This window comes from Streptomyces cyaneofuscatus (genome assembly GCF_042718795.1).
Lineage (GTDB): Bacteria > Actinomycetota > Actinomycetes > Streptomycetales > Streptomycetaceae > Streptomyces > Streptomyces cyaneofuscatus_A.
Genome location: NZ_JBHXOX010000003.1, coordinates 316,901 through 337,427, shown reverse-complemented (window position 1 = coordinate 337,427; position 20,527 = coordinate 316,901). Strand labels below are relative to the sequence as shown.

21 protein-coding genes and 1 riboswitch are annotated in these 20,527 nt (G+C 72.5%); of the genes, 12 read left to right on the top strand and 9 right to left on the bottom strand.

The features are described from left to right. The first annotated feature begins 67 nt into the window (after window positions 1-67). The gene (locus ACFWRT_RS04720; protein WP_381121224.1) at window positions 68-337 is read left to right on the top strand and encodes a hypothetical protein; all 270 of its coding nucleotides are present in this window, start codon (window positions 68-70) and stop codon (window positions 335-337) included. A gap of 67 nt (window positions 338-404) precedes the next feature. Here the strand turns inward: ACFWRT_RS04720 and ACFWRT_RS04715 are convergent, their stop codons facing one another. Together ACFWRT_RS04715 and ACFWRT_RS04710 are read right to left on the bottom strand one after the other, a co-directional pair. After that, window positions 405-1,331, bottom strand: coding sequence for an SDR family oxidoreductase (locus tag ACFWRT_RS04715; protein WP_380948712.1), 927 nt, complete (start codon window positions 1,329-1,331; stop codon window positions 405-407). Window positions 1,332-1,508: 177 nt separating this feature from the next. Beyond that, window positions 1,509-2,522, bottom strand: a complete 1,014-nt coding sequence (locus tag ACFWRT_RS04710; protein WP_380948711.1) for a helix-turn-helix transcriptional regulator — start codon at window positions 2,520-2,522, stop codon at window positions 1,509-1,511. Window positions 2,523-2,627: 105 nt separating this feature from the next. Between ACFWRT_RS04710 and ACFWRT_RS04705 the strand changes: the two genes are divergently transcribed. Next, window positions 2,628-3,032 carry a VOC family protein gene (locus tag ACFWRT_RS04705; protein WP_380948710.1) on the top strand — a complete coding sequence of 135 codons (405 nt, stop codon included), beginning with the start codon at window positions 2,628-2,630 and terminating at the stop codon, window positions 3,030-3,032. Between the two features lie 65 nt (window positions 3,033-3,097). On the opposite strand, the gene ddaH is transcribed toward ACFWRT_RS04705, so the two are convergent. Together ddaH and ACFWRT_RS04695 are read right to left on the bottom strand one after the other, a co-directional pair. Further along, complete coding sequence (gene ddaH, locus ACFWRT_RS04700; protein WP_380948709.1) at window positions 3,098-3,910, bottom strand: dimethylargininase; 813 nt, start codon at window positions 3,908-3,910, stop codon at window positions 3,098-3,100. An 18-nt stretch (window positions 3,911-3,928) separates the two neighbouring features. Then, window positions 3,929-4,873 carry a methionyl-tRNA formyltransferase gene (locus ACFWRT_RS04695; protein ID WP_380948708.1) on the bottom strand — a complete coding sequence of 315 codons (945 nt, stop codon included), beginning with the start codon at window positions 4,871-4,873 and terminating at the stop codon, window positions 3,929-3,931. 214 nt (window positions 4,874-5,087) lie between these two features. On the opposite strand from ACFWRT_RS04695, the gene ACFWRT_RS04690 reads away from it, so the two are divergent. After that, a complete protein-coding gene (locus ACFWRT_RS04690) occupies window positions 5,088-6,674 on the top strand; it encodes an amidohydrolase (protein ID WP_380948707.1) in 1,587 nt (528 codons plus the stop codon). Between the two features lie 257 nt (window positions 6,675-6,931). Beyond that, window positions 6,932-8,098 carry an MraY family glycosyltransferase gene (locus tag ACFWRT_RS04685; RefSeq protein ID WP_380948706.1) on the top strand — a complete coding sequence of 389 codons (1,167 nt, stop codon included), beginning with the start codon at window positions 6,932-6,934 and terminating at the stop codon, window positions 8,096-8,098. Between the two features lie 78 nt (window positions 8,099-8,176). Here the strand turns inward: ACFWRT_RS04685 and ACFWRT_RS04680 are convergent, their stop codons facing one another. After that, window positions 8,177-9,064 (bottom strand): glycosyltransferase family 2 protein, encoded by an 888-nt coding sequence (locus tag ACFWRT_RS04680; protein ID WP_380948705.1) that lies wholly within the window; start codon window positions 9,062-9,064, stop codon window positions 8,177-8,179. Window positions 9,065-9,182: 118 nt separating this feature from the next. Between ACFWRT_RS04680 and ACFWRT_RS04675 the strand changes: the two genes are divergently transcribed. From ACFWRT_RS04675 to ACFWRT_RS04665, 3 genes are all read left to right on the top strand, one after another. Continuing rightward, window positions 9,183-11,369 carry a hypothetical protein gene (locus ACFWRT_RS04675; protein WP_380949002.1) on the top strand — a complete coding sequence of 729 codons (2,187 nt, stop codon included), beginning with the start codon at window positions 9,183-9,185 and terminating at the stop codon, window positions 11,367-11,369. Window positions 11,370-11,535: 166 nt separating this feature from the next. Then, the gene (locus ACFWRT_RS04670; RefSeq protein WP_380948704.1) at window positions 11,536-12,498 is read left to right on the top strand and encodes a metallophosphoesterase family protein; all 963 of its coding nucleotides are present in this window, start codon (window positions 11,536-11,538) and stop codon (window positions 12,496-12,498) included. Beyond that, the gene (locus ACFWRT_RS04665; protein ID WP_380948703.1) at window positions 12,495-13,208 is read left to right on the top strand and encodes a 4'-phosphopantetheinyl transferase family protein; all 714 of its coding nucleotides are present in this window, start codon (window positions 12,495-12,497) and stop codon (window positions 13,206-13,208) included. Before ACFWRT_RS04670 ends, ACFWRT_RS04665 begins: the two co-directional genes overlap by 4 nt. Before the next feature lie 38 nt (window positions 13,209-13,246). On the opposite strand, the gene ACFWRT_RS04660 is transcribed toward ACFWRT_RS04665, so the two are convergent. After that, on the bottom strand, window positions 13,247-13,945 hold the full coding sequence (locus tag ACFWRT_RS04660) for a histidine phosphatase family protein (protein WP_380948702.1): 699 nt from the start codon (window positions 13,943-13,945) through the stop codon (window positions 13,247-13,249). Window positions 13,946-14,071: 126 nt separating this feature from the next. Further along, window positions 14,072-14,164, top strand: a riboswitch (adenosylcobalamin (AdoCbl) riboswitch). Window positions 14,165-14,209: 45 nt separating this feature from the next. Here ACFWRT_RS04660 and ACFWRT_RS04655 point away from each other — a divergent pair. From ACFWRT_RS04655 to ACFWRT_RS04640, 4 genes are all read left to right on the top strand, one after another. After that, on the top strand, window positions 14,210-14,425 hold the full coding sequence (locus tag ACFWRT_RS04655) for a CbtB domain-containing protein (protein WP_018513014.1): 216 nt from the start codon (window positions 14,210-14,212) through the stop codon (window positions 14,423-14,425). A gap of 53 nt (window positions 14,426-14,478) precedes the next feature. Beyond that, window positions 14,479-15,252: a CbtA family protein gene (locus tag ACFWRT_RS04650; protein WP_380948701.1), complete on the top strand. Its 774-nt coding sequence runs from the start codon at window positions 14,479-14,481 to the stop codon at window positions 15,250-15,252. 193 nt (window positions 15,253-15,445) lie between these two features. After that, window positions 15,446-16,228 carry an SDR family oxidoreductase gene (locus ACFWRT_RS04645; RefSeq protein WP_380948700.1) on the top strand — a complete coding sequence of 261 codons (783 nt, stop codon included), beginning with the start codon at window positions 15,446-15,448 and terminating at the stop codon, window positions 16,226-16,228. A gap of 32 nt (window positions 16,229-16,260) precedes the next feature. After that, a complete protein-coding gene (locus ACFWRT_RS04640) occupies window positions 16,261-16,974 on the top strand; it encodes a TetR/AcrR family transcriptional regulator (protein WP_380948699.1) in 714 nt (237 codons plus the stop codon). A gap of 17 nt (window positions 16,975-16,991) precedes the next feature. Here ACFWRT_RS04640 and ACFWRT_RS04635 read toward each other — a convergent pair whose 3' ends face one another. Further along, window positions 16,992-17,657 carry a hypothetical protein gene (locus ACFWRT_RS04635; protein ID WP_380948698.1) on the bottom strand — a complete coding sequence of 222 codons (666 nt, stop codon included), beginning with the start codon at window positions 17,655-17,657 and terminating at the stop codon, window positions 16,992-16,994. Between the two features lie 157 nt (window positions 17,658-17,814). Then, window positions 17,815-18,168, bottom strand: coding sequence for a tetratricopeptide repeat protein (locus ACFWRT_RS04630; RefSeq protein WP_380948697.1), 354 nt, complete (start codon window positions 18,166-18,168; stop codon window positions 17,815-17,817). A 166-nt stretch (window positions 18,169-18,334) separates the two neighbouring features. Here ACFWRT_RS04630 and ACFWRT_RS04625 point away from each other — a divergent pair, with 166 nt between their 5' ends. After that, window positions 18,335-19,300 carry a pirin family protein gene (locus ACFWRT_RS04625; protein ID WP_380948696.1) on the top strand — a complete coding sequence of 322 codons (966 nt, stop codon included), beginning with the start codon at window positions 18,335-18,337 and terminating at the stop codon, window positions 19,298-19,300. Window positions 19,301-19,407: 107 nt separating this feature from the next. Here ACFWRT_RS04625 and ACFWRT_RS04620 read toward each other — a convergent pair whose 3' ends face one another. Further along, window positions 19,408-20,526: a fatty acid desaturase family protein gene (locus tag ACFWRT_RS04620; protein WP_380948695.1), complete on the bottom strand. Its 1,119-nt coding sequence runs from the start codon at window positions 20,524-20,526 to the stop codon at window positions 19,408-19,410. Window position 20,527: the final 1 nt, after the last annotated feature.

The window sequence follows — 20,527 nt, the reverse complement described above, 5'->3', positions numbered from 1 at the left end:
CAACACCCACATTCTGGGCGCCTCTTTTTTTTTTTTTTATCCTACCGCGTTGTGTCTCCCCCCCGCAATGGGGGGGGCCCCCCCCCCGACGGGGGCGCCCCCCCCCGACGCGCTGCTCAGCTCCCTCTACTCCAGCCTGCTGGACCTGATCGAGGCCCACACGCTGACCGTGCTCCCGGCCGGTGAGGAACCCCTGGCCCCCTACATCGCCCACCGGCACGAGCTGCACAGCGACCTCGTGGACGCTCTCGAACGACGCGACCGGGAGGCGGCACTCCGCCTGATCCATGAGCACAACACCGGTCTCCAGCCGGAGGAGCAGGCCGCTCAGCGCTGAGCAGACGACGTCCCCGTCGCCGCCGCACCGCGAGATCGACCGGACCGCAGGAGCTGCCGGGGTCGGCCTACCGTTCGCGTGGAGCGGCCTGGTAGGAGTTCCAGTCGGCACGGCCCCCGGCGCCGAGGACCTCGACGGGGGAGGAGAGCCGCTCGCCGGGCCGGTCCCGTAGCTCGCGCCGGGCGACCCGGGCGACGAGTGCCGGGAACAGCGGGCGCAGTGGCTGGCACCAGCGGAGCCACGGCGGGGCGTAGATGTGCGGGGCGCGGCCCGCGATGCCCTGGGTGAGCCATCGGGCGACCTGGTCGGGGGAGTGCACACGGCGTGCGGGACGGGGCTGGTTGCGCCGCAGGGCCTCCAGGACGGGGTCGTCGTCGATGCCGGTGAGCATGTCGGTACCGGTCCAGTGCAGGTAGGCGATGCCGACCTGGACCCCGTCTGGTTCGAGCTCCCCGCGCAGCGCCAGGGCGAACGACTCCGCCCCCGCCTTGGAGGCGCAGTAGGCGCTCATCATGGGCGCCGCGCCGAACGCGGCCGTGGAAGCGATCTGGAGGAAGTAGCCGCGGGCCGCCGTGAGCTGGGGCAGGAAAGCGCGGACGGTGTTGGCGGAGCCGGTGAGGTTGACGTCGATGACCCGTTGCCAGAGGTCGGCGGCCGTACGGTCGAAGGGGCCGCTCACCGCGATACCTGCGTTGGCCACGACCACGCTCGCGGGGCCGAGTCCGGCTTCTACACGAAGGGCGGCGTCCACGAGTGCCGCACGGTCGGTGACGTCGGACTCGACGCAGATGCTCCGGCCGGGCAGGGAATCGGCGACCACCTGAAGGGTCTCCCTCTCCCGTCCGATCAGGGCCACGTGCATCCCGGCATCGGAGAGGCTGTGCGCGAGGGCTTCACCGATACCGCGCGCGGCCCCCGTGACGACGGCGACCCGCCCGCGCAGGGGGACGCCTCGGGCATGGTGGGTGAGGCGCCCGCCGGGAGTGTCCCGCATCGTCTCTCCTCGATCCCGGGCCGCCTGTCGCCGTAGGCTCGGCAGCCGCCTTCCCCGTCACGTCCTGGCCACGGCTTTTCCGCGAGACCTGGTCGTTCCCGTCCGGCTCGGCCCGACCCGGAAGGGGACCGGCGGCCTACTCCAGCGTGCGGCCCATCCGCGCACCCCGCAAGTTCCTCACCCGGTGGACGCCCCGTAGTGGGCGGCGAGCGCGGTGGCCCGGTCACGCAGTGCGGTACGCAGCCACTGCGGGGACAGGGCCTCCGCGTCCGGGGCGAGCTTCCACAGCACCCACTCGGCGTGTCGCGCGTCCTGAAAAGTCACCTCCAGCCGCAGCCACCCGCCCGCTTCGCCTCCATCGCCTTCTGCGCCTCCTTCGCCTTCGTCGGCCCCTTCCGCGAGGACCGCCACCGCCGTGCCCACCAGCTCCTCCCGGCGCGCCGGGTCCACCCGTACCAGCGCGGTGACCTGGTCGCCACCGGTCCGGAACCGGGTGCCGCGTTCCTGCCAGGCCCGTTCCAGATCGACCTTGTCCGGCCGCTCGGCCGGTTCGGCGAGCTCCTCGGCGGCCAGGATCCGGGAGAGCCGGTACGTGCGGTCCTCGCCCGACCTCGTGGCCAGCAGGTAGCCCTGCTCGCGGACGGTGACCAGGCCGATCGGGTCGACCGTCCGCCAACGCGGGGTCCGGCCCACCGCCGCGTAACGGATACGCAGCTTGCGCCCGGCGAACACCGCGCGCCGGACCTCGCCCGCGATCGGGTCGGGCACGTCGTCACCGTCCAGCCGCCGCGCGAGGAGATCGGTCTCGGGGTCGATGAGCAACCGCTCGGCGACCCCGGCCGCGGTGTCCCGGTGGCTCTCGGGCAGCGCGTCGACCACCTTGAGCATGGCCGAGGCGAGCGCCGAGCCGAGCCCGAACGCCTGCGCCCCGCGCCGCGATCCGGCGACCAGCAGGGCGAGGGCCTCGTCGTGGTTCAGCCCGGTGAGCTCGGTCCGGAAGCCGGGCAGCAGCGCGAAGCCGCCGTACCGGCCGCGTTCGGCGTGGACCGGGACACCGGCCGCGGACAGCGCCTCGATGTCGCGCAGCACCGTACGGGTGGACACCTCCAGCTCACGGGCGAGAGCGGTCGCGGAGAGCCGGCCGCGCTGGCGCAGCAGCAGAACCAGGGAGACCAGTCGATCGGCGCGCATGGGAAAACCCTAGAGCCATACATGACACGAGGTGTCGTGATGCGCTGCGAGGCTCGATGTGTCGCCCGGAGGCGGCAGTTCATCCACACGAAGGAGCAGCGTCAGATGGGGTCCCGACTCAACCCGTACATCACATTCGACGGGAACGCGCGGCAGGCGATGGAGTTCTACCGGGAGGTGTTCGGCGGCGAGCTGGAGCTGGCCACGGCCGCGGACTTCGGCTCGGCGGACGCACCGGGCGCCGACAAGGTCATGCACGCCCGGCTCGACACCCCGGGCGGATACACGCTGATGGGCTGGGACGTGCCGGAAGGGGTGCCGTACCGCCCGGGCAGCGATGTCGCGGTCCACCTGGGGGGTGACGACGACGAACTGCGCGGCCACTTCGAGACGTTGTCCGTCGGCGGCACGGTGACCATGCCTCTGGAGAAGCAGGCATGGGGTGACGAGGCGGGCGCACTCGTGGACCGGTTCGGGATCACCTGGATGGTCAACATCACCCAGGGATAGGCCTGACCCCCGCCCAAGCCCCCGCCCAGGTCGTCGACCTGGGCAGGGGCGTCGGGAGTGGTCGGTCAGCGCGCCGGCCGGAGCTCCAGCGTGCAGCACTTCACGCTGCCGCCCGCCTTGAGGAGTTCGGACAGGTCCACACCGACCGGGCGGAACCCGCGGTCACGGAGTTGCCCGGCGAGGCCTGTGGCGTTCTGCGGCAGGACCACGTTCAGCCCGTCCGACGTGGCGTTCAGCCCGAACACCGCCGCGTCCTGGTCCGAGGCGAGCACGGCGTCCGGGAAGAGGCGTCGCAGCACCGAGAGGCTGCCGGGGGAGAAGGCCCCCGGGTAGTAGGCGATCGTCTTCTCGTCCAGCACGGTGAGGGCCGTGTCCAGGTGGTAGTAGTCGGGGTCCACCAGGGTCAGCCCGATCACCGGGCGGCCGAAGAACTCCTGGGCCTCGTCGTGGGAACGGGGATCGCTGCGGAACCCCGTACCGGCGAGCAGGAGGTCGCCCACGAGCAGGTAGTCGCCCTCCCCTTCGTTGACCACGCTCGCCGTGCGCAGGTCGGGGAAGCCGTTGTCGCGCAGCCAGTCGTGGTACGCCGGACCCTCGGCGATCCGCTCGGCGTCACGGAAGCGGGCCACGAGGGCGCGCCCGTCGACGACCGTGGCGCCGTTGGCGGCGAAGACCATGTCGGGGAGTCCGCGGACGGGTTCGATGGTGTCGACGGTGTGCCCGAGGCTCAGGTAGACCTCGCGCAGTCGCTCCCACTGGGCGATGGCCAGCGGAGTGTCGACGGGCTTCTTCGGGTCCATCCACGGGTTGATGGAGTAGACCACGTCGAAGTAGGTGGGCCGGCACATGAGGTAGTGCCGGGCACGTGCGGTACGCATGGGTGAGGGTCCCGATCGTCAGGGGCGGCCGGTGAGATAGCCGCCCATCGAGGTGAAGTACTCGGTCGCGGGAAGTTCCCGGCCGTCACCGGTCCGTACGCGGGTGATGGCCAGACCGTGGTTGCGGCCGGTTCGGGCATCGGCTCCGGCGACGATCACGACGCCGTCGCCCTCGCGGTAGAAGATCCGGCCCGGGGTGCCGCCGTAGCGGCCCTCGGACACGACAGCGGAGAGGACTTCGAGCCGCTGCCCCTTGTGGAAGGTGAAGGCGCTCGGGTAGGGAGCGGACTGGGCGCGGATCAGGCGCTCCAGGTCCTGCGCCGGCCAGGTCCAGTCGATACGGATGTCCTCCTCGGCCCGCTTGTGGAAGAAGCTGGCCTTCGACCGGTCCTGCCGGGTGAACTCGGTCTGCCCCGAGGCGATCAGGCCCAGCGCCTCGGTGGTGACCGGGGCGATGAGGTCGACCGTACGGTGGAAGAGATCGGTGGTGGTGTCGGTCGGACCGACGGCCACCGAACGCTGGATGACGATGTCGCCCGCGTCCAGCTCCTCGTCCATCAGGTGGGCCGTGACGCCGACTTCCGGCTCGCCGTTGATGAGCGCCCAGATCAGCGGCGAGAAGCCCGCGTAGGCGGGCAGCAGGGAGTCGTGGATGTTCAGCGTGCCGTGGACCGGCAGGTTGTAGATCTCCGGCGGCATCCACGTCCGCCAGTTGTTGGCGACGATGATGTCGGGGGCCACCTCATTGAGGCGTTCCACCAGTTCACCGTCCGGCCGGTTGCGGATGATCACGGGGATCCCGTGCTTCTCCGCGAGGTCGGCCACCGAGTCGCTCCAGATCTTCTCGTAGGCGTGCTCGCTCTTCGGGTGCGTCACCACCGTGACCACGTCGTGCTCGGAGTCCAGCAGGGCTTGCAGGGTGCGGTGGCCCCAGGTCTGGTAACCGAACATGACGACCCGCATGGAGGTGCCTCCTTGGAAGAGCGATGACCGGCGACTCAGTAAAGCAAGCCTTACCTAAGAGCACAACGGCCCATGATTCACAGCGAGGTTGAGAGGATCAGGACGGCCGGAATCACCCCCTCATGTCGACAGGTGGGGGCGCGCGGGTTAGCTTGGCCCGGCCCGCTCTCCGGCTGCGCGCCGTGGGTCCGACCGCGACGGGGAGGGACCTCCCATGCTCTGTACGAGGCTGACGAACGCCCGCATCCTCACGCTCGACCCGCACCACCCCGTCGCCCACGACCTCGGTATCTGGCGTGGCCGGATCGTCGGCGTGGACGAGGCGGTCACCGCTCTCCCGGCCCGCGAGGTGGTCGACCTCCAGGGCGCCACCGTGCTGCCCGGCTTCATCGACAGCCATGTCCACCTGGCCTGGGCCGGGTTGAAGGCCCGTACACCGAGCATCGCCCCGTGCACGCGGATCGAGGACATCCTCGCCGTCGTGGACGAGGCCGCCGACCGGCCCGCACCCCCCGGCGCCTGGCTGGATATCGCCGGTTACGACCAGCGGGCCCTGGGCCGCCATCTGACCGCCGCCGAACTGGACCGGGTCAGCCGCGGCCGCAAGATCCTCCTGATGCACGACTCCGGACACGCCTGCGTCGTCAACACCGCCGTCCTGGACCTGCTGCCCGCAGGCGTGGAGCACGAGAATGGCTTCCTCGCCGAGAGCGCCATGACTGCCGCCCGCCGGCTGCGGCTGCCGTACTCCCAGGAAGAGCTCGCCGACGCGATCGAGCACGCCGCCCGCGCCTGCCTCACCGAGGGCTTCACCGCCTGCGCCGAGGCGGGCATCGGCGGCGGGCTGCTGGGCCACAGCCCCGTCGAACTCGGCGCCTACCAACTGCTGCGCGACCGGGGCCGACTGCCTCTGCGCGTCCAGCTCATGGCGTCCGGCGACACCCTCCGTACCCGCGCGTCCCACCCCGACGACGGCTTCACCCAGGCCCTGGACCTCGGCCTGCGCACCGGATTGGGCGACGACTGGCTCTCGCTCGGCGCCCTGAAGATCTACACCGACGGCGGCATGATGGCGCGCACGGCCGCGCTCACCTCCCCGTACGAAGGAACGGACGGCAACACCGGCCGGTTCCAGGACGACCCCGACCGGCTCACCCGCCTCATCGTCGACGGCCACCTCGCCGGCTGGCAGCTCGCCGTCCACGCCATCGGGGACCGCGCCGCCGACCTCGCCCTGGACGCCCTGGAGCGCGCCCAGAAGCTCAAGCCCCGGCCCGACGCCCGCCACCGCATCGAACACGCCGGACTCATCCGCCCCGACCAGCTACCCCGCTTCGCCGAGCTCGGCGTGAGCGCGGTGGTCCAGCCCAACTTCCTGCGGTACTTCGGCGACGACTACGCGACGGTGATGGGGGAGCGGCGGGCCGGCTGGATGTATCGCGGCCGGGGGTTCCTGGACCACGGCGTCACCCTCGTCGGCTCCTCCGACCGGCCCGTCACCGACGGCTCCCCGCTGCGGGCGATCCAGTTCATGGTCGAGCGGGCCTCCGTCTCCGGCCGGATCATCGGCGCGGACGAGGGGATCGACGTCGGCGAGGCCGTACGCGCCTACACGGTCGCCGGTGCCCGCGCCTGCCGCTGGGACGACACGGCGGGCACCCTCTCTCCGGGTAAGCGCGCCGACTTGGTGGTCCTCGGCGACGACCCGCACCGCGTGGACCCCGCGCGGATCGGGGACATCGAGATCGTGACGACGTACGTGGACGGCCGGGACAGCCGGGAGGCCCTGCACACCTCCTGAGGCGCGGGGGGCCGGTCCTCAGCCCTCAGCCCTCAGCCCTCCCGCACCGTCCCGGTCACGAGATCAGGGAATCAACGCCTTTTTCGTGTTATTCAGGGTGAATAGGGACATCGGCCCCGTAGGTTGGGGAGAACCGCCGCTCGACCGGCGTCCCACGCCCCCCGACACCGCAGCCGGACGAGCGCCGGGCCGCCGCGTTCCACCGGTCGCCCGGCGCCCCGCGCGCCGCTGTTCACGAACGAGGAAAGGCAGGGCAGGTGAACGTGCTTGGGATCATCGCCTCCGCTGTGGCCGCGCTGTTCATCACGGTCGCACTCGCCAAGGGCGTCCGCCGTACGGCGCTCCGCTCCGGTATCGGCCGTGAGCCAGGCGTGCGCCCCGCGCGTGCCGGGGTGGTGCGCAGACTGGGCGGCGCGACGGTCGTCATCGGCGTCGGTACGGCCGCCGCCGCCGGCTCGGGGCTCGGAGCGGCGGGCGAGGGGGGACGGGCCGTCACCGGACTGCTGGCCGGGGCCGGGGTCGTCGCCGCCCTGGGGCTCGTCCATGATGTGCGGCCGCTCGGCGTCCCCCTGCGGGTGGCGGTCCAGACGGCCGCCGCCACGCTCGCCGTGTGCCTGGCCGGTCTGTCGCCGGTGGCGGGCGTCCTGGCCGTGATCTGGATCGTCGCCGTCACGCAGGCCTTCGCCCTGCTCGACACCTCCGACGGGGCCCTGGCGGCCGTCGGCGCCGTCACCGCCGCCGGGCTGCTCGCCTGTGCGGCCGTCGACGGCCGGTCCGGGCTCGCCCTGCTGCCTGCCGTCCTGCTCGCCGGGCTCATCGGCTTCCTGCTGCACAACTGGCACCCCGCGCGCATCCGCCCCGGCGCCTGCGCCTCGCTCTTCACCGGCTTCGTCCTCGCCTCCTCCGGCGCGCTCATCCAGGTGGCGGCCCCGCCGGAGCGCGCCGCCTGGGCCGCGCTGCCCGTCCTCGCGACCGTCGCCCTCGCCGACACCGCCCTCGTCCTGACCTCCCGCCGCCGCGCCTCGCGCCCCCTGCTCCGGAACGGCGGCGACCACATCACGCACCGCCTGCGCCGGATCCGCGTCACCGTGCCCGGGGCGGCCGTCGTCCTCGGCCTGTGGGCGGGCGTGGCGGTGGTGATCGGCACGCTGGTGTACGCGGGCGTGCTGCACCCCGTCCTCGCCCTCGTACCGCCGGTCGGCAGCGCCCTGGCCGTCCTCGCCCTGCTGAGGATCCCGGCGTACGTGGCTCCGCCCAGGACCGGCACCCGCCGCCCGGCCCCCGGCACCCCTGCGCCGGCCGTAACCCCCACGCCCCCCGCCCCGGCGGCCGCCGAGCCGGCCAGGACCCCGGCCGGCCGGCCCACCGTGCCCCCGCCGCCCACCGGCCGACCGGCCGTAGGCGTCACCGCCGACCGGAGCTGACCCGAAGGCCGCAGGCCGCGCTCATCACGCCCGCCACGACCCGGGCGCCGCTCACGCCCGCCACGACCCGGGCGCGGCTCACGCCCGCCACCGCCCGACCGTCGCCCGGGCCGCCGTCCGCGCGTACGGCGACACCATCAGGAGCGGCGCCCACGGCCATGTGTGGCGCAGGCAGTACACCCACCACTGGCGCGGCGGCAGCTCGGTCACGGAGGTCACCCGGCGCAGCGCCTCCCGCACCCCGATCCCCGGCTCCCTGGAGCCGGGGACGTCCGGCCCCTCCGCGCACACGCCGACGGGCCACGGCGCGACGAACGCGGGCACCCCGGCCCGCCGGGCGCGGAACCCGTGGTCGTAGTCGCCCATCCGGTGGCGGAAGACCTTGTCGATGTCCCCGACCAGGTCGTACGCGGCCCGCGAGAGCAGCACCACCCGGCCGTCGTACGTGTCGCACGGCTCGGGCCGCTCCCCGCCGGGCTCCACGAGCGTCAGGGACCGGCCGCGCCGCCCCGAGTACACCGTGGCCCCGTCCGCGCCCCGGACCGCCCCGACGACGACCGCCCCGGCCCCGACCACGTCCGCGGCGCCCATGAGCCGGGCGAGGGCGTCCGGGTACAGCTCGACCCCGTCGTCCAGCCATAGCTGATGCGTCCACCGGTGGCTCGGGCCGCCCGGTCTGCCGCGGTGAGACCCGCCGCCGCCCCCGCCGCTGCGGCTGTTGCGGCTGGCGATGCGCATCGCCTGGTTACGGGGGACGTCCGCGCCCACCGACATCACCTCGACGGACGGATGGCGGAGGCGGACGGCCTCCGGAGTACCGTCGGTGGAGCCTGCGTCCACCAGGTGCACACCCAGCGTGGCGTGGGCCGGAAGACCCTGCTGGCGCTCCAGGGCGCTCAGCGCCGACAGGGTCCGCGCGCGCCTGTTGTGACTCGTCATCAGCACGGCCAGGTGGACGGAGTGCACGGCGGAGCTCCTCACTGCATGAATCTCATCATTCATGCATAAAAGCTGATAATCCGCATAGGCTGAGTGAGTGATCGCCGCGCCGATGGAGTACCCGTTTCCCCCGGAGCCCGGCCCCATGTCCCCGGGCCGGGCCCGGCGGGCGGTACGTGTGGTGTGTGTGGTGCGTGCGGTGGCCTTCGCGCTGGCCGCGCTGAGCGTGCTGACGGTGGCGCTCACCTCGACGGTCCGCGCCACCGTCCTGTCGCCGGGCTACTACCGGTCGGTCCTGGACGAGGAGTCGGCGTACGACCGGCTCTACAGCGAGGTGCTCGTCGACCCCGCGATCGCGCCGGTCACCCGCGACCTCCTCGCCCACCTGCCGGTGCCTGAGGCCCTGGTGACCTCCAACATCAAGGTCGCCCTGCCGCCGGAGACGGTCCGTTCCCTGACCGACCAGCAGATCCACGCGCTCACCGACTACCTGCGCGGCGACACCGACGAACTGCGGCTGACCGTGGACCTCGACCCGGTGCTGCGGAACCTGGCCGAGCTCGCCCGTATCTACTTCGGCGACCTGGTCGCCAACCTCCAAGGCCAGGAGGAACCGGACTTCGCCCGGTTCACCGACGACCTCACCACCTCGCTCGAAGCCCTCAGGGAAGGCCGCGCGCCCACGCTGCCCGCCCTGCCGCTCACCGACGACCAGGCGGCCCGCGCCACCGACGCCCTGCTTCGGCTGGTGCCCGAGCAGGACCGGACGGAGCTGCGCCCGGAACTCGAAGTGGCCCTCGGCAGGGGCGACGTATCGACCGCGCTGGCGACGACCGCGGCCGCCGCACTCGCCGACGGATCGCGGACCGCCGCCGCCGACCTGCGCACCACCCTCCAAGGGGGTACGTGGGACCTCACCGCGACCCTGACGGCGGCGGGCAACGACCTCGACGCCCTGGAGCAGGCGCGCGAGCGGGTGCGGTGGCTGACGTACCTCCAGATCCTCGCCACCGCCCTCGCTCTGACCTCCCTCGCCGTCCTCTGGACCACCGGCCCCCGCGTCTCCGCCAGGCGGCTGATGGTGTTGGGACAGGCGGTCGCCTGCGGCGGGATCCTCGCGGCGGCGGCCGTCCTGCTGACCCGGTGGGTCACCGGGGGCCGGTTCCTCACCGTCCCGGCCTCCTGGCCGCCGAGCGTCACCGCCCTCGCCGAGGACCTCCAGCGCAACGCCGTGGACCAGGCCGTGGCCTCCGGCCTGACCGCCGCCCTCACCGCCCTCGTCGGCGGGGCCCTCCTCACCGCCACCGGCTGGGCCTTCCTGGTGCGCCCGCGCACGCTGCCCACGCCCACCGCCGTACGGGGGGTGGCCGCGGGTGTGACCTGCGCCGCGCTGGCGGGCGCCCTGCTCGTCCCGCCCGTACTCGCCCCGTCCGCGCCCCGCCGCTGCCAGGGCGGCACCGAACTCTGCGAGCTGCGGTACGACGAGGTCGCCCACCTCACCGCCCACAACGCCATGTCCACCACCGCCGACCGGTTCATCGGCCCCCTCCAGGACCCCGACATCACGACCCAGCTCGACACCGGGGTCCGGGCGCTCATGCTGGACACGTACCACTGGGAGAGCCCGCAGGACGTCGCCGCCCGGCTCGACGACCCCGAGTTCACGCCCGAGCAGCGCCGGCTGATCTCCGCCGCGATCGACAAGGCCAACCCGCCGCGCGAGGGCCTCTGGCTCTGCCACAGCGTCTGCCGGGCCGGCGCGATCGAACTGGGCCCGGCCCTGGAGGACATCGGCGCCTGGCTGCGCGCCCACCCCACCGAGATCGTGACGCTGATCGTCCAGGACGACATCGGCGCCGGGGAGACCGCGGAGGCGTTCCGCCGGGCGGGGCTCGACGACCTGCTCCACACCCCGTCGGAGGACCCCGACGAGCCGTGGCCCACGCTGGAGGACATGATCGACAGCGGCCGCCGGCTGGTGGTGTTCGCCGAGAAGGCGGACGGCCCGGCGCCCTGGTACCGCAACTTCTACCGGTACGGGATGGAGACCCCCTTCGCCTTCCGCAGCCCCGGAGAAATGAGCTGCGCACCGAACCGGGGCGGCACCGGCAAACGCCTCTTCCTGCTCAACCACTTCGTCACGAACGGCGGCGGCAGCCGGCTGGACGCGGGCCGGATCAACTCCCGTGACTGGCTGCTGGAGCGGGCGCGCGCCTGCGAGGCCGAGCGTGACAGTCCGGTGAACTTCGTCGCGGTCGACTACACGACCGTCGGCGACGCGCTCGGGGCGGTGGAGGAACTGAACAAGCGCCGTGCGCAGGAGCGCCGCTGACCCCGTCGCAGGCTCGGGGCGAAGGGGGGGCTGACGGGGCGTGAGGGGCTTGTGGGCGAACCCCGGGGCGACTGTCGGAGGCTCATGAGAGGCTACGTTTCCAGCGGCCCCGACACCCTCGAGGACGGAGCCGGACGACGGCCGACCGAACGGGGAACCAGCGCACATGACCGCTCCGAGCGATCCCGCACCGACCGGTGCCCTTTCAGCCGTTCCGTCGCCCGGCGGCGCTCCGGCCCCGCGCGGGACCGGACGCCTGCTGGCCGTGAGCGACCTCCACGCGGCGGTCACCGACAACCGGCCCATCGTGGAGTCCCTCCACCCCACGTCCGACGCGGACTGGCTCATCGTCGCGGGCGACGTGGCGGAGCGCCCCGACGACATCCGGTGGGCGCTCGGCCTCCTCGCGGAGCGTTTCGCCCAGGTGATATGGACGCCCGGCAACCACGAACTGTGGACCCTGGACAAGGATCCCGTACAGCTGCGCGGCCAGGCCCGGTACGAGCACCTCGTCGAGCTCTGCCGCGAGCTCGGCGTGATCACCCCCGAGGACCCGTTCCCGCTGTGGCCGGGCCCCGAGGGACCGGTCGCGATCGCGCCGCTGTTCCTCCTGTACGACTACACCTTCCGCGCCCCGGGGACGCACACGAAGGAGGAGTCGCTGGCCGTCGCCCACGAGTCCGGCATCGTCTGCAACGACGAATACCTCCTCCACCCCGACCCGTACCCGACCCGCGACGACTGGTGCCGGGCCCGGGTCGCCGAGACGGAGCGCAGGCTCGCCGCGCACGACCCGCAGATCCCGCTCGTCCTCGCGGGGCACTGGCCGCTGGTCCGGGAGCCCACGTCGATCATGTGGTACCCGGAGTTCGCCCAGTGGTGCGGCACCGAACTCACCGCCGACTGGCACCGCCGGTTCAACGTCACGGCCGTCGTGTACGGGCACCTCCACATCCCCCGTACGACCTGGTACGACGACGTGCGCTTCGAGGAGGTCTCCATCGGCTACCCGAGGGAGTGGCGCGAACGGGGCCACCCGCGCGGCCTCCTGCGCCAGATCCTCCCGTACGAGGCGGAGTCCGCGCCCCCCGCCCGTACCGGCAGCGCCACCTCCGGAGGCTCCCGGTGATCGAGAATCTGCTGCCCGCCTACGTCTCCTGCGCCGCGACGCGTGAGGAGAGCGTGCCGGACGGAACCCTGTTCCCCGAGGAGGAGGCGCTGGTCGCCCGGAGCGTGCCCAAACGCCGGAACGACTTCGCGGCCGCGCGGGCCTGCGCACGGCGGGCCATGGGCGGGCTCGGGCTCGAACCCGTCGCGGTGCTCCACGGCAAGCGCGGCATGCCCCTGTGGCCCGAGGGGATCGTCGGCAGCCTCACGCACTGCGACGGGTACCGGGCCGCGGCGCTGGCGCGCGCGGCGGACGTGCTGTCGCTCGGCGTCGACGCCGAGCCGCACGCCCCGCTGCCGGAAGGCGTCGGGGAGTTGGTGGTGCGCCCCTCGGAGCGCGAACGGTTCGCCGGGCCGCGAGCCGGCGAGGCGGACGCGGCGGGCGGGATCCACTGGGACCGGCTGCTGTTCAGCGCCAAGGAGAGCGTCTTCAAGACCTGGTACCCGCTCACCCTGACCGAGCTGGACTTCGACGAGGCGGATCTGACGTTCCACCGGGAGGACGACCGGGCGGGCGGCGGGGCGGGTGGTGGGGCGGCCAGCGGCACCTTCACCGCCCGGCTGCTGCGCACCGATCCGGCCCTGCCGCCGGTGCTGGACGGCAGGTGGCGCGTGGAGGACGGCATCGTCGCCACGGCGGTGCTGCTACGGCCCGACTGGCGGGATTCCTGAGAAGCGACTCTCAGGGTCCCTCCGGCGCGGCGGGACTCTCAGGTCCCCTCCGGCGTGGCGGGCCTCTGAGGTCCCTCCGGCGCGGCGAGCGGCCGTCCCAGCCGGACGTTCCACCGGCCCGACCGGCCGCTCAGCTCCGTGAGGACGAGGGGTGCGACATCCAGCCGCCAGAACGCCTCCACCGGCAGCGCGAGCGCGTGCACGACGGCAGCTCGTACGACGGCGGGCTCGGCGACCGCGAGGACGCTCCCGTCCCTCGCGTCGAGCGCGTCCCCGGCATCGCGCCGATCCGCGCCGCCGGTCCCGTCCCCGGCACCGGTCCCATCCCCGGCGCTGGCCCCGCCCCCGCCGCCGGTCCCGTCCAGCCAGCCGCCCACCCGCTCCACCAGCGCCCGCAGCGACTCGCCCCCGTGCGGGGCCGCCGACGGGTCGCCGATCCAGGCGGCCACCGCGGCGGGTTCGGCGGCGCCCACCTCGTCGAGGCGGCGCCCGCTCCAGCGTCCGAGGTCCCAGCCCGTGAGCGCCGGTTCGGCGCGGGCGGCGAGACCGAGGGCGGCGGCCGTGCCGAGGCAGCGCTCGGACGGCCCGGTCAGCACCGCGCCGGATCTCGGCACGGTGCCGGCCGCCGCCCGCGCGCTCCGCTCCCCGGCCCGGTCCAGCGGGGCATCGCCGTCGAAACGGGCCTCCCGCAGCGCCGCGTTCATCGCCGGTGAGACCAACATCACCCGTACTGTCATGTTCCTGCCTCATGTCGTTCCGTGGCGGCCCCAACGCCCGTGACCGGCAGGCGATTCGAGGCCCGAAGCTCCGCAGATTGCACCATGGCGGCGCCTGCGTACAGGCGGTATGGTCACGTCGAACTTGACGAGGGTGTGACGGAAGTCCGGTGAGAGTCCGGCACGGTCGCGCCACTGTGTACCGCACCTGTGCGGGAAGTCAGACCCAGCACCTTCGTCCGATGCACCACGACAGGGACGCGTGTTCCCACAGGAGGTTCCGCCATGGCGCAGTCCGCCGCTCCCGCAACCGGGGCACCCGCCATCGTTCCGATCTCGGCCAAGGCCCTTGCCCCCTGGGCGGTCTTCGTCGGCATCCTGGCGCTCGTACTGCTGTACTTCGTCGGTGCCGAGCAGGGCGCCACCGCCCTCATCTCGGGCGAAGGCGTCCACGAATGGGTCCACGACGGCCGTCACCTGCTCGGTTTCCCCTGCCACTGAGCCACCCGCTCCATCCGGTTCAGCGAAGGAACAAGGGAAACAGGGAAAGTCTCGTGAACTCCATATCTGTCAGATCTCTGCTCGTGCGCGGCATGATCGCGGGCGTGATCGCGGGTGCGCTGGCCCTCGCCGTCGCGTACTTCCTCGGCGAGTCCCAGGTGGACGCCGCTATCGCCATCGAAGAGGCCCACAGCCACGCCGCCCACGGCGGCGGTGGCGGCGGCGAGGAAGAGGAACTGGTCAGCCGCACCATGCAGGCGACCGGTGGCCTCGCCACCGCACTCCTGGTCTTCGGCGTCGCGGTGGGCGGCATCGCCGCCCTCGTGTTCACTTACGCGCTGGGCCGCATCGGCAACTTCGGCCCGCGGGCCACCGCCGCGCTGATCGCGGGAGCGGCCCTCCTCACCGTCTACGTCGTGCCGTTCCTGAAGTACCCGGCGAACCCGCCGGCCGTCGGCAACCCCGACACCATCGGGAAGCGCACCACCCTGTTCTTCCTGATGGTCGCGCTCAGCCTGCTGCTGGCCGTCGCCGCCGTGATCATCGGCAAGCGGCTCGCACCGGCCCTGGGCAACTGGAACGCGACCATCGCGGCGGCCGCGGGCTTCGTCCTGGCGATCGGCCTCGCCTACGCCTTCCTGCCCTCGTTCGACGAGGTCGGCAAGGACTTCCCGGCCGGCCTGCTGTGGAAGTTCCGGCTCTCCACGCTCGCCGTCCAGACCACGTTCTGGGCCGGGTTCGGCCTGATCTTCGGCTATCTCACGGAACGGCTGCTGGTCTCCGGGAACGGTGCCGACGCCCGCCGCGTGGCGACGCCCGTGGGCTGACCGCCCGCGCTCCGTACAGAACCCGCCGGGGTGTCTCCGGCGGGTTCTGTCGTTTCTTCCGGGTCCGGCGGAGGGGTAGCACTGCTACGGATCCGGGGGCCAGCAGAGGTAGCGTCGCTAACGTTGTGATGTTAGCGTTGATTTCGTCGGGTTTCACGGAACCGCCGCGACCCCTGTAGCCAGGAGCGATGTCATGACCGAACAGACCCAGACCCAGACCCAGACCCAGACCGTGCCCGACGCCGGCGCCCTTCGCCGCGTGGCCGTGGTCACCGGGGGATCCCGGGGCATCGGCCGGGAGAGCGCTGAGCGGCTCGCCGCCGACGGCCTCGCGGTCGTCGTCACCTACGCGGGCAGCAAGGACGAGGCGGAAGAGGCCGTCGCCGCCATCACCGCCGCAGGCGGCGAGGCGATCGCCCATCAGGCGGATGTGGCCGACGAGGCCGCCGTCGCCGGGCTCTTCGACGCCGCGGAGAAGGCGTACGGAGGTGTCGACGTGGTCGTGCACGCCGCCGGCGTGATGACGCTCGCCCCGCTGGCCGAGCTCGGCCTCGACGCGCTCGACCGGATGATCCGCACCAACCTCCGCGGCACCTTCGTCGTCGACCAGCAGGCCGCGCGCAGGGTCCGGGCCGGCGGGGCCGTCATCAACTTCTCCAGCTCCGTGCTGTCGCTCGCCCTGCCCGGATACACCGCCTACGCCGCCACCAAGGGGGCCGTCGAGGCGATGACCCTGATCCTCGCCCGTGAGCTGCGCGGCCGGGACATCACGGTCAACGCCGTCGCCCCCGGGCCGACCGCCACCGCCCTCTTCCTGGACGGCAAGGACGAGGAGACCGTCGCGCGGATGGCCGCCCAGCCCCCGCTGGAGCGCCTCGGGACCCCGCAGGACATAGCCGAGGTGGTCTCGTTCCTCGCCGGCCCCGCCCGCTGGGTCAACGGCCAGGTCCTGCGGGCCAACGGCGGCATCGTCTGAGCACCGTGCCCCGCCTTGATAGCGTCCGTCCGATGAGCAGCACCACGAGCACACGGACCCGCATCCTCCAGGTCGCCGCCCGGCTGGTCGGCGACTCACCCGACGGCGACATCTCCACGCGCGCCGTGTGCGAGGCGGCCCAGGTCGGGGCCCCCGCTCTCTACCGCCACTTCGGGGACAAGGAAGGGCTCCTGTCGGCCGTCGTCGACCACGGCTTCGAGCAGTATCTCGCGACGAAGCGTGAGCGCGAGGCGAGCGCGGACCCCGTGGAGGACCTGCGCCGCGGCTGGGACAGCCATGTCGAGTTCGCCGTCCGCAACCCGAACCTCTACCGCCTGATGAACTCACCGGCGATGCGGACGCCGCCCGCCGCGGCGCTGGAGTCGCACCGCATCCTGACCCGGGACCTGGAACGCGCCGCCGCCCAGGGCCGGATACGGGTCGCGCCCGAGCTCGCCGCCCAGATGGTCATGTCGGCCACGGTGGGGGTGGCGCTGATGCTGGTCGCCCGCCCCGCGACCTTCGACGACCCCGGCCTCTCCCGCCGGGTGCGCGACGCCGTACACGCCTCGATCCTCACCCCGGACGCGGCGGCGGGTACACCGGATGAGGCCGAAGTCCCCTCGGCGGCAGCGCGGTTGAGCGCGTTGCTCCGCGAGGCGCAGGGGGCGGGGCTCAGCACCGCCGAGGCGGCGCTGATGAAGGAGTGGCTCGACCGGGTGGCGAACACCGGCCCGGAGGACTGAGGCCGCCTGCCCGCCCGTCAGGATGCCGTGGGGGAGGGGGCGTCGCGATCGCGCAGCTGGTCCTCCATGCGGCGGGCGGTGTTCTCGACGATGGCCCCGAGGCGGTCGCGCACCTCGTGTTCCTCGCTCCCGTACGGGCCGTACGCGGTCACCGAGAGCAGGAGGTCGCCGTTCCACAGGAGGAGCGTGCGGCCGGGGCGTCCCTGGCCGTCGGCCGGTTTCGCGTACGCGGCGTCGTGCACCCGCTCCGCCCCGCGCCCGTGCGCCCGGTCGAGGTCTTCCTTGACGCGGTACGCGTGGCGGGCGGGCCCGGCGTCCTCGTACACGGCGGCGGTCGTGCTGAGCCTCCACGACGCCCCGTCCGGACCCGTGAGATCGGCCAGGCAGCCCGTCTGCCGGTAGCGGGGCCGGGCACCGTTCTCGCCGATGTCCTCCCGGGCGTCGGGGTCGGCGGAATCGGTGGTCGTGCCGACGGCGAACCCCCGGGCGAGCGGCGCGCCCGCGAGCAGTTCGCACGGGCTGCCGCTCCAGCTGTGCACCCCCGGTGCGCGGGCGGCGGCCTTCCCCGGGCCCCCGGCCCCCACCTGGCCGCCCCCGGAGCAGCCGGACACGGCCACCGCCGCCGATGTGATGAGCGCGGCCACCCGCGCCCGGCCTAACTCCGCACCCCTGGATCTGCGCATCCCCCGCCCCTTCGTCCCGGAAAGCTCATTATCGGCTGCTCGTACCGGCTGGTAAAGGAGGACAGGGCCGCACCGGATCGGCGCGGCCCCGTCGTCATACGCATCCCCGTCGTCGTACGCGTCCTCGTGGTCGTACGCGTCCTCGTGCGGACCGAAGTCAGCTCTCTCGCACCCCGAAGTCGCCGTCGAACGCGGCAGCCATCCGCAACTGCGTCGCCGCCTCGGCCTGCCGCCCCTGGCGCTCCAGCGTCCGGCCCAGCATGAGGCGCGCGTAACTCTCCACCGGGTCGAGCTCCAGGACCGCCCGCAGCTCCTCCTCGGCGCGGCCGAGCCGGGCGGAGTGGTAGAAGGAGCGGGCCAGCAGCAGCCGCGGCGCGACCTGCTCCGGCGCCTCCTCGACGAGCCCGCCCAGGATCCGGGCGGCCGTGAGGTACTCCTTGGCCTCGAAGAACATCTGCGCCCGGTCCCACCGGTCGGCGGCCGTGCCGAACTCGTAGTAGGTCTCGTTCACGCGTCCTCCTCGTCGTCGTGCGGGCCGCCTGCTCGGGGCCGAGCCGCCGAGCTCTCGTCCCGCCATCCGTTCAGCCGTGTCAACACCGCATACTGGTTGAACATTCCACTAAATCTTTGGCGTGGGTGCCGACCCTCCACGCCCGTACGGGAATAGGTTGAGCGCCATGAGCAATCTCGATCGCCAGGCCACTCCTTCCGTCTGCGGAGGGCGCGGCTTCGTCGTCGCCGAGCCGGTCCGTGAACTCCTCACCCCCCGCCGCGTGCCGCTCGGCGAGTCCACCGAGGTGCGCCGCCTGCTGCCCAACCTGGGCCGCCGCATGGTCGGCGCGTGGGCGTTCGTCGACCACTACGGCCCGGACGACATCGCGGACGAGCCCGGTATGCAGGTGCCGCCCCACCCGCACATGGGGCTCCAGACCGTCAGCTGGCTCCACGACGGCGAGGTCCTGCACCGCGACAGCCTGGGCAGCCTGCAGACCGTACGCCCCCGTGAGCTGGGCCTCATGACCTCGGGCCGCGCCATCAGCCACTCCGAGGAGAGCCCGAAGCCGCACGCCCGGTTCCTCCACGGCGCCCAGCTCTGGGTGGCCCTCCCCGACGCCCACCGCAACGTGGAGCCCCACTTCCAGCACCACACGGACCTCCCCACCGTGACCGCCCCCGGCCTCACCGCCACGGTGATCCTCGGCGAACTGGACGGCGCGGCCTCACCCGGCACCACCTACACTCCGATCGTCGGCGCCGACCTCACCCTGACCGAGGGCGCCGAGACCCGCCTCCCGCTGGACCCCGACTTCGAGTACGCGGTCCTGTCGATGTCCGGAGAGGCCGAGGTCGACGGGGTGCCCGTGCTGCCCGGCTCGATGCTCTACCTCGGCTGCGGCCGCACGGAACTGCCCCTGCGCGCCCTCTCCGACGCGGGCCTGATGCTCCTGGGCGGCGAGCCGTTCGAGGAGGAGATCGTGATGTTCTGGAACTGGATCGGACGGTCCCAGGAGGACATCGCGCAGGCCCGCGACGACTGGATGAAGGGCACCCGTTTCGGTCAAGTGAAGGGCTACGACGGCCCTCCGATCCCGGCCCCGGAGCTGCCTTCGGTGCCGCTGAAGGCGCGAGGAAGGGTGCGCTGAGCTGGAGTTGTCGCCCCAACCGGCCTCGCCCCAACCGGCCTCGCCCCAACCGGCCTCGCCCGAACCGGCCTCGGGTGGTCGGCTTCGGGCGAGCTCTGTTTCCGGAGTCAGGCGACGACGAGTTCCCGCTCGTGATCAGGCGTTGTGGCCTTGGGCTTCCTGTTCGGCAGCGAGAGCCGGAAGACCTTGTGCCACGCGGAGAACACCTGCTTGGGCAGGGGGCCGGTGACGTACTCCAACTCGTACTTCTCGAACAGCGCGCGCACCTTCACCGCGACCTCGGCGTACCGGTTGCTCGGCAGGTCCGGGAAGAGGTGGTGCTCGATCTGGTGGGAGAGGTTGCCGGTCATGAAGTGCATGGCCTTGCTGCCGCTGATGTTCGCCGAGCCCATCATCTGGCGCAGGTACCACTGGCCGCGTGTCTCGCCCCTGATCGACCGGCGCTCGAAGACCTGTACGCCCTCGGGGAAGTGCCCGCACATGATCACCGAGTGGGTCCAGAGGTTGCGGACCAGGTTCGCGGTGAACGTGGCGGCGAGTGTGGTGAGGAACGAGGGGCCCGACAGCAGCGGGTGGATCACGTAGTCCTTGAGCACCTGCTTGCGGATCTTGCGGCCCACGGCCCTGGCCCGCGCGCGGAACTCCGGGTTCTTGCGGCGGCGCTTGTGGAGGTTCTTGCCGAGCTCCAGGTCGTACGCGGCGATGCCGTACTCGAAGAAGCAGGCGTTGAGGAAGTTCCACAGCGGCTGGCCGAGGTGGAAGGGGTGCCACTTCTGGTCCTCGTCTACGCGCATGATGCCGTAGCCGAGGTCGTTGTCCTTGCCGATCACGTTGGTGTACGTGTGGTGCAGCTCGTTGTGCGAGTGCTTCCACTGATCGGACGGCGAGACGTGGTCCCACTCCCAGGTGGTGGAGTGGATCTTCGGGTCCCGCATCCAGTCCCACTGGCCGTGCAGGACGTTGTGGCCGATCTCCATGTTGTCCATGATCTTCGCCACGGACAGCCCGGCGGTGCCGAGCAGCCACGCGGGCGGGAAGAACGAGAACAGCAGTACGCCCCTGCTGACCAGCTCCAGCTTGCGCTGTGCCGAGATGACCTTGCGGATGTAGGCGGCGTCCTTCTCGCCACGGTCGGCGATCACCTCGTCGCGGATCGCGTCCAGCTCGCGGCCCAGCTCCTCGATCTGCTCCGCGGTCAGGTGGGCGGTGGGGTCGATGGTGGTCAAG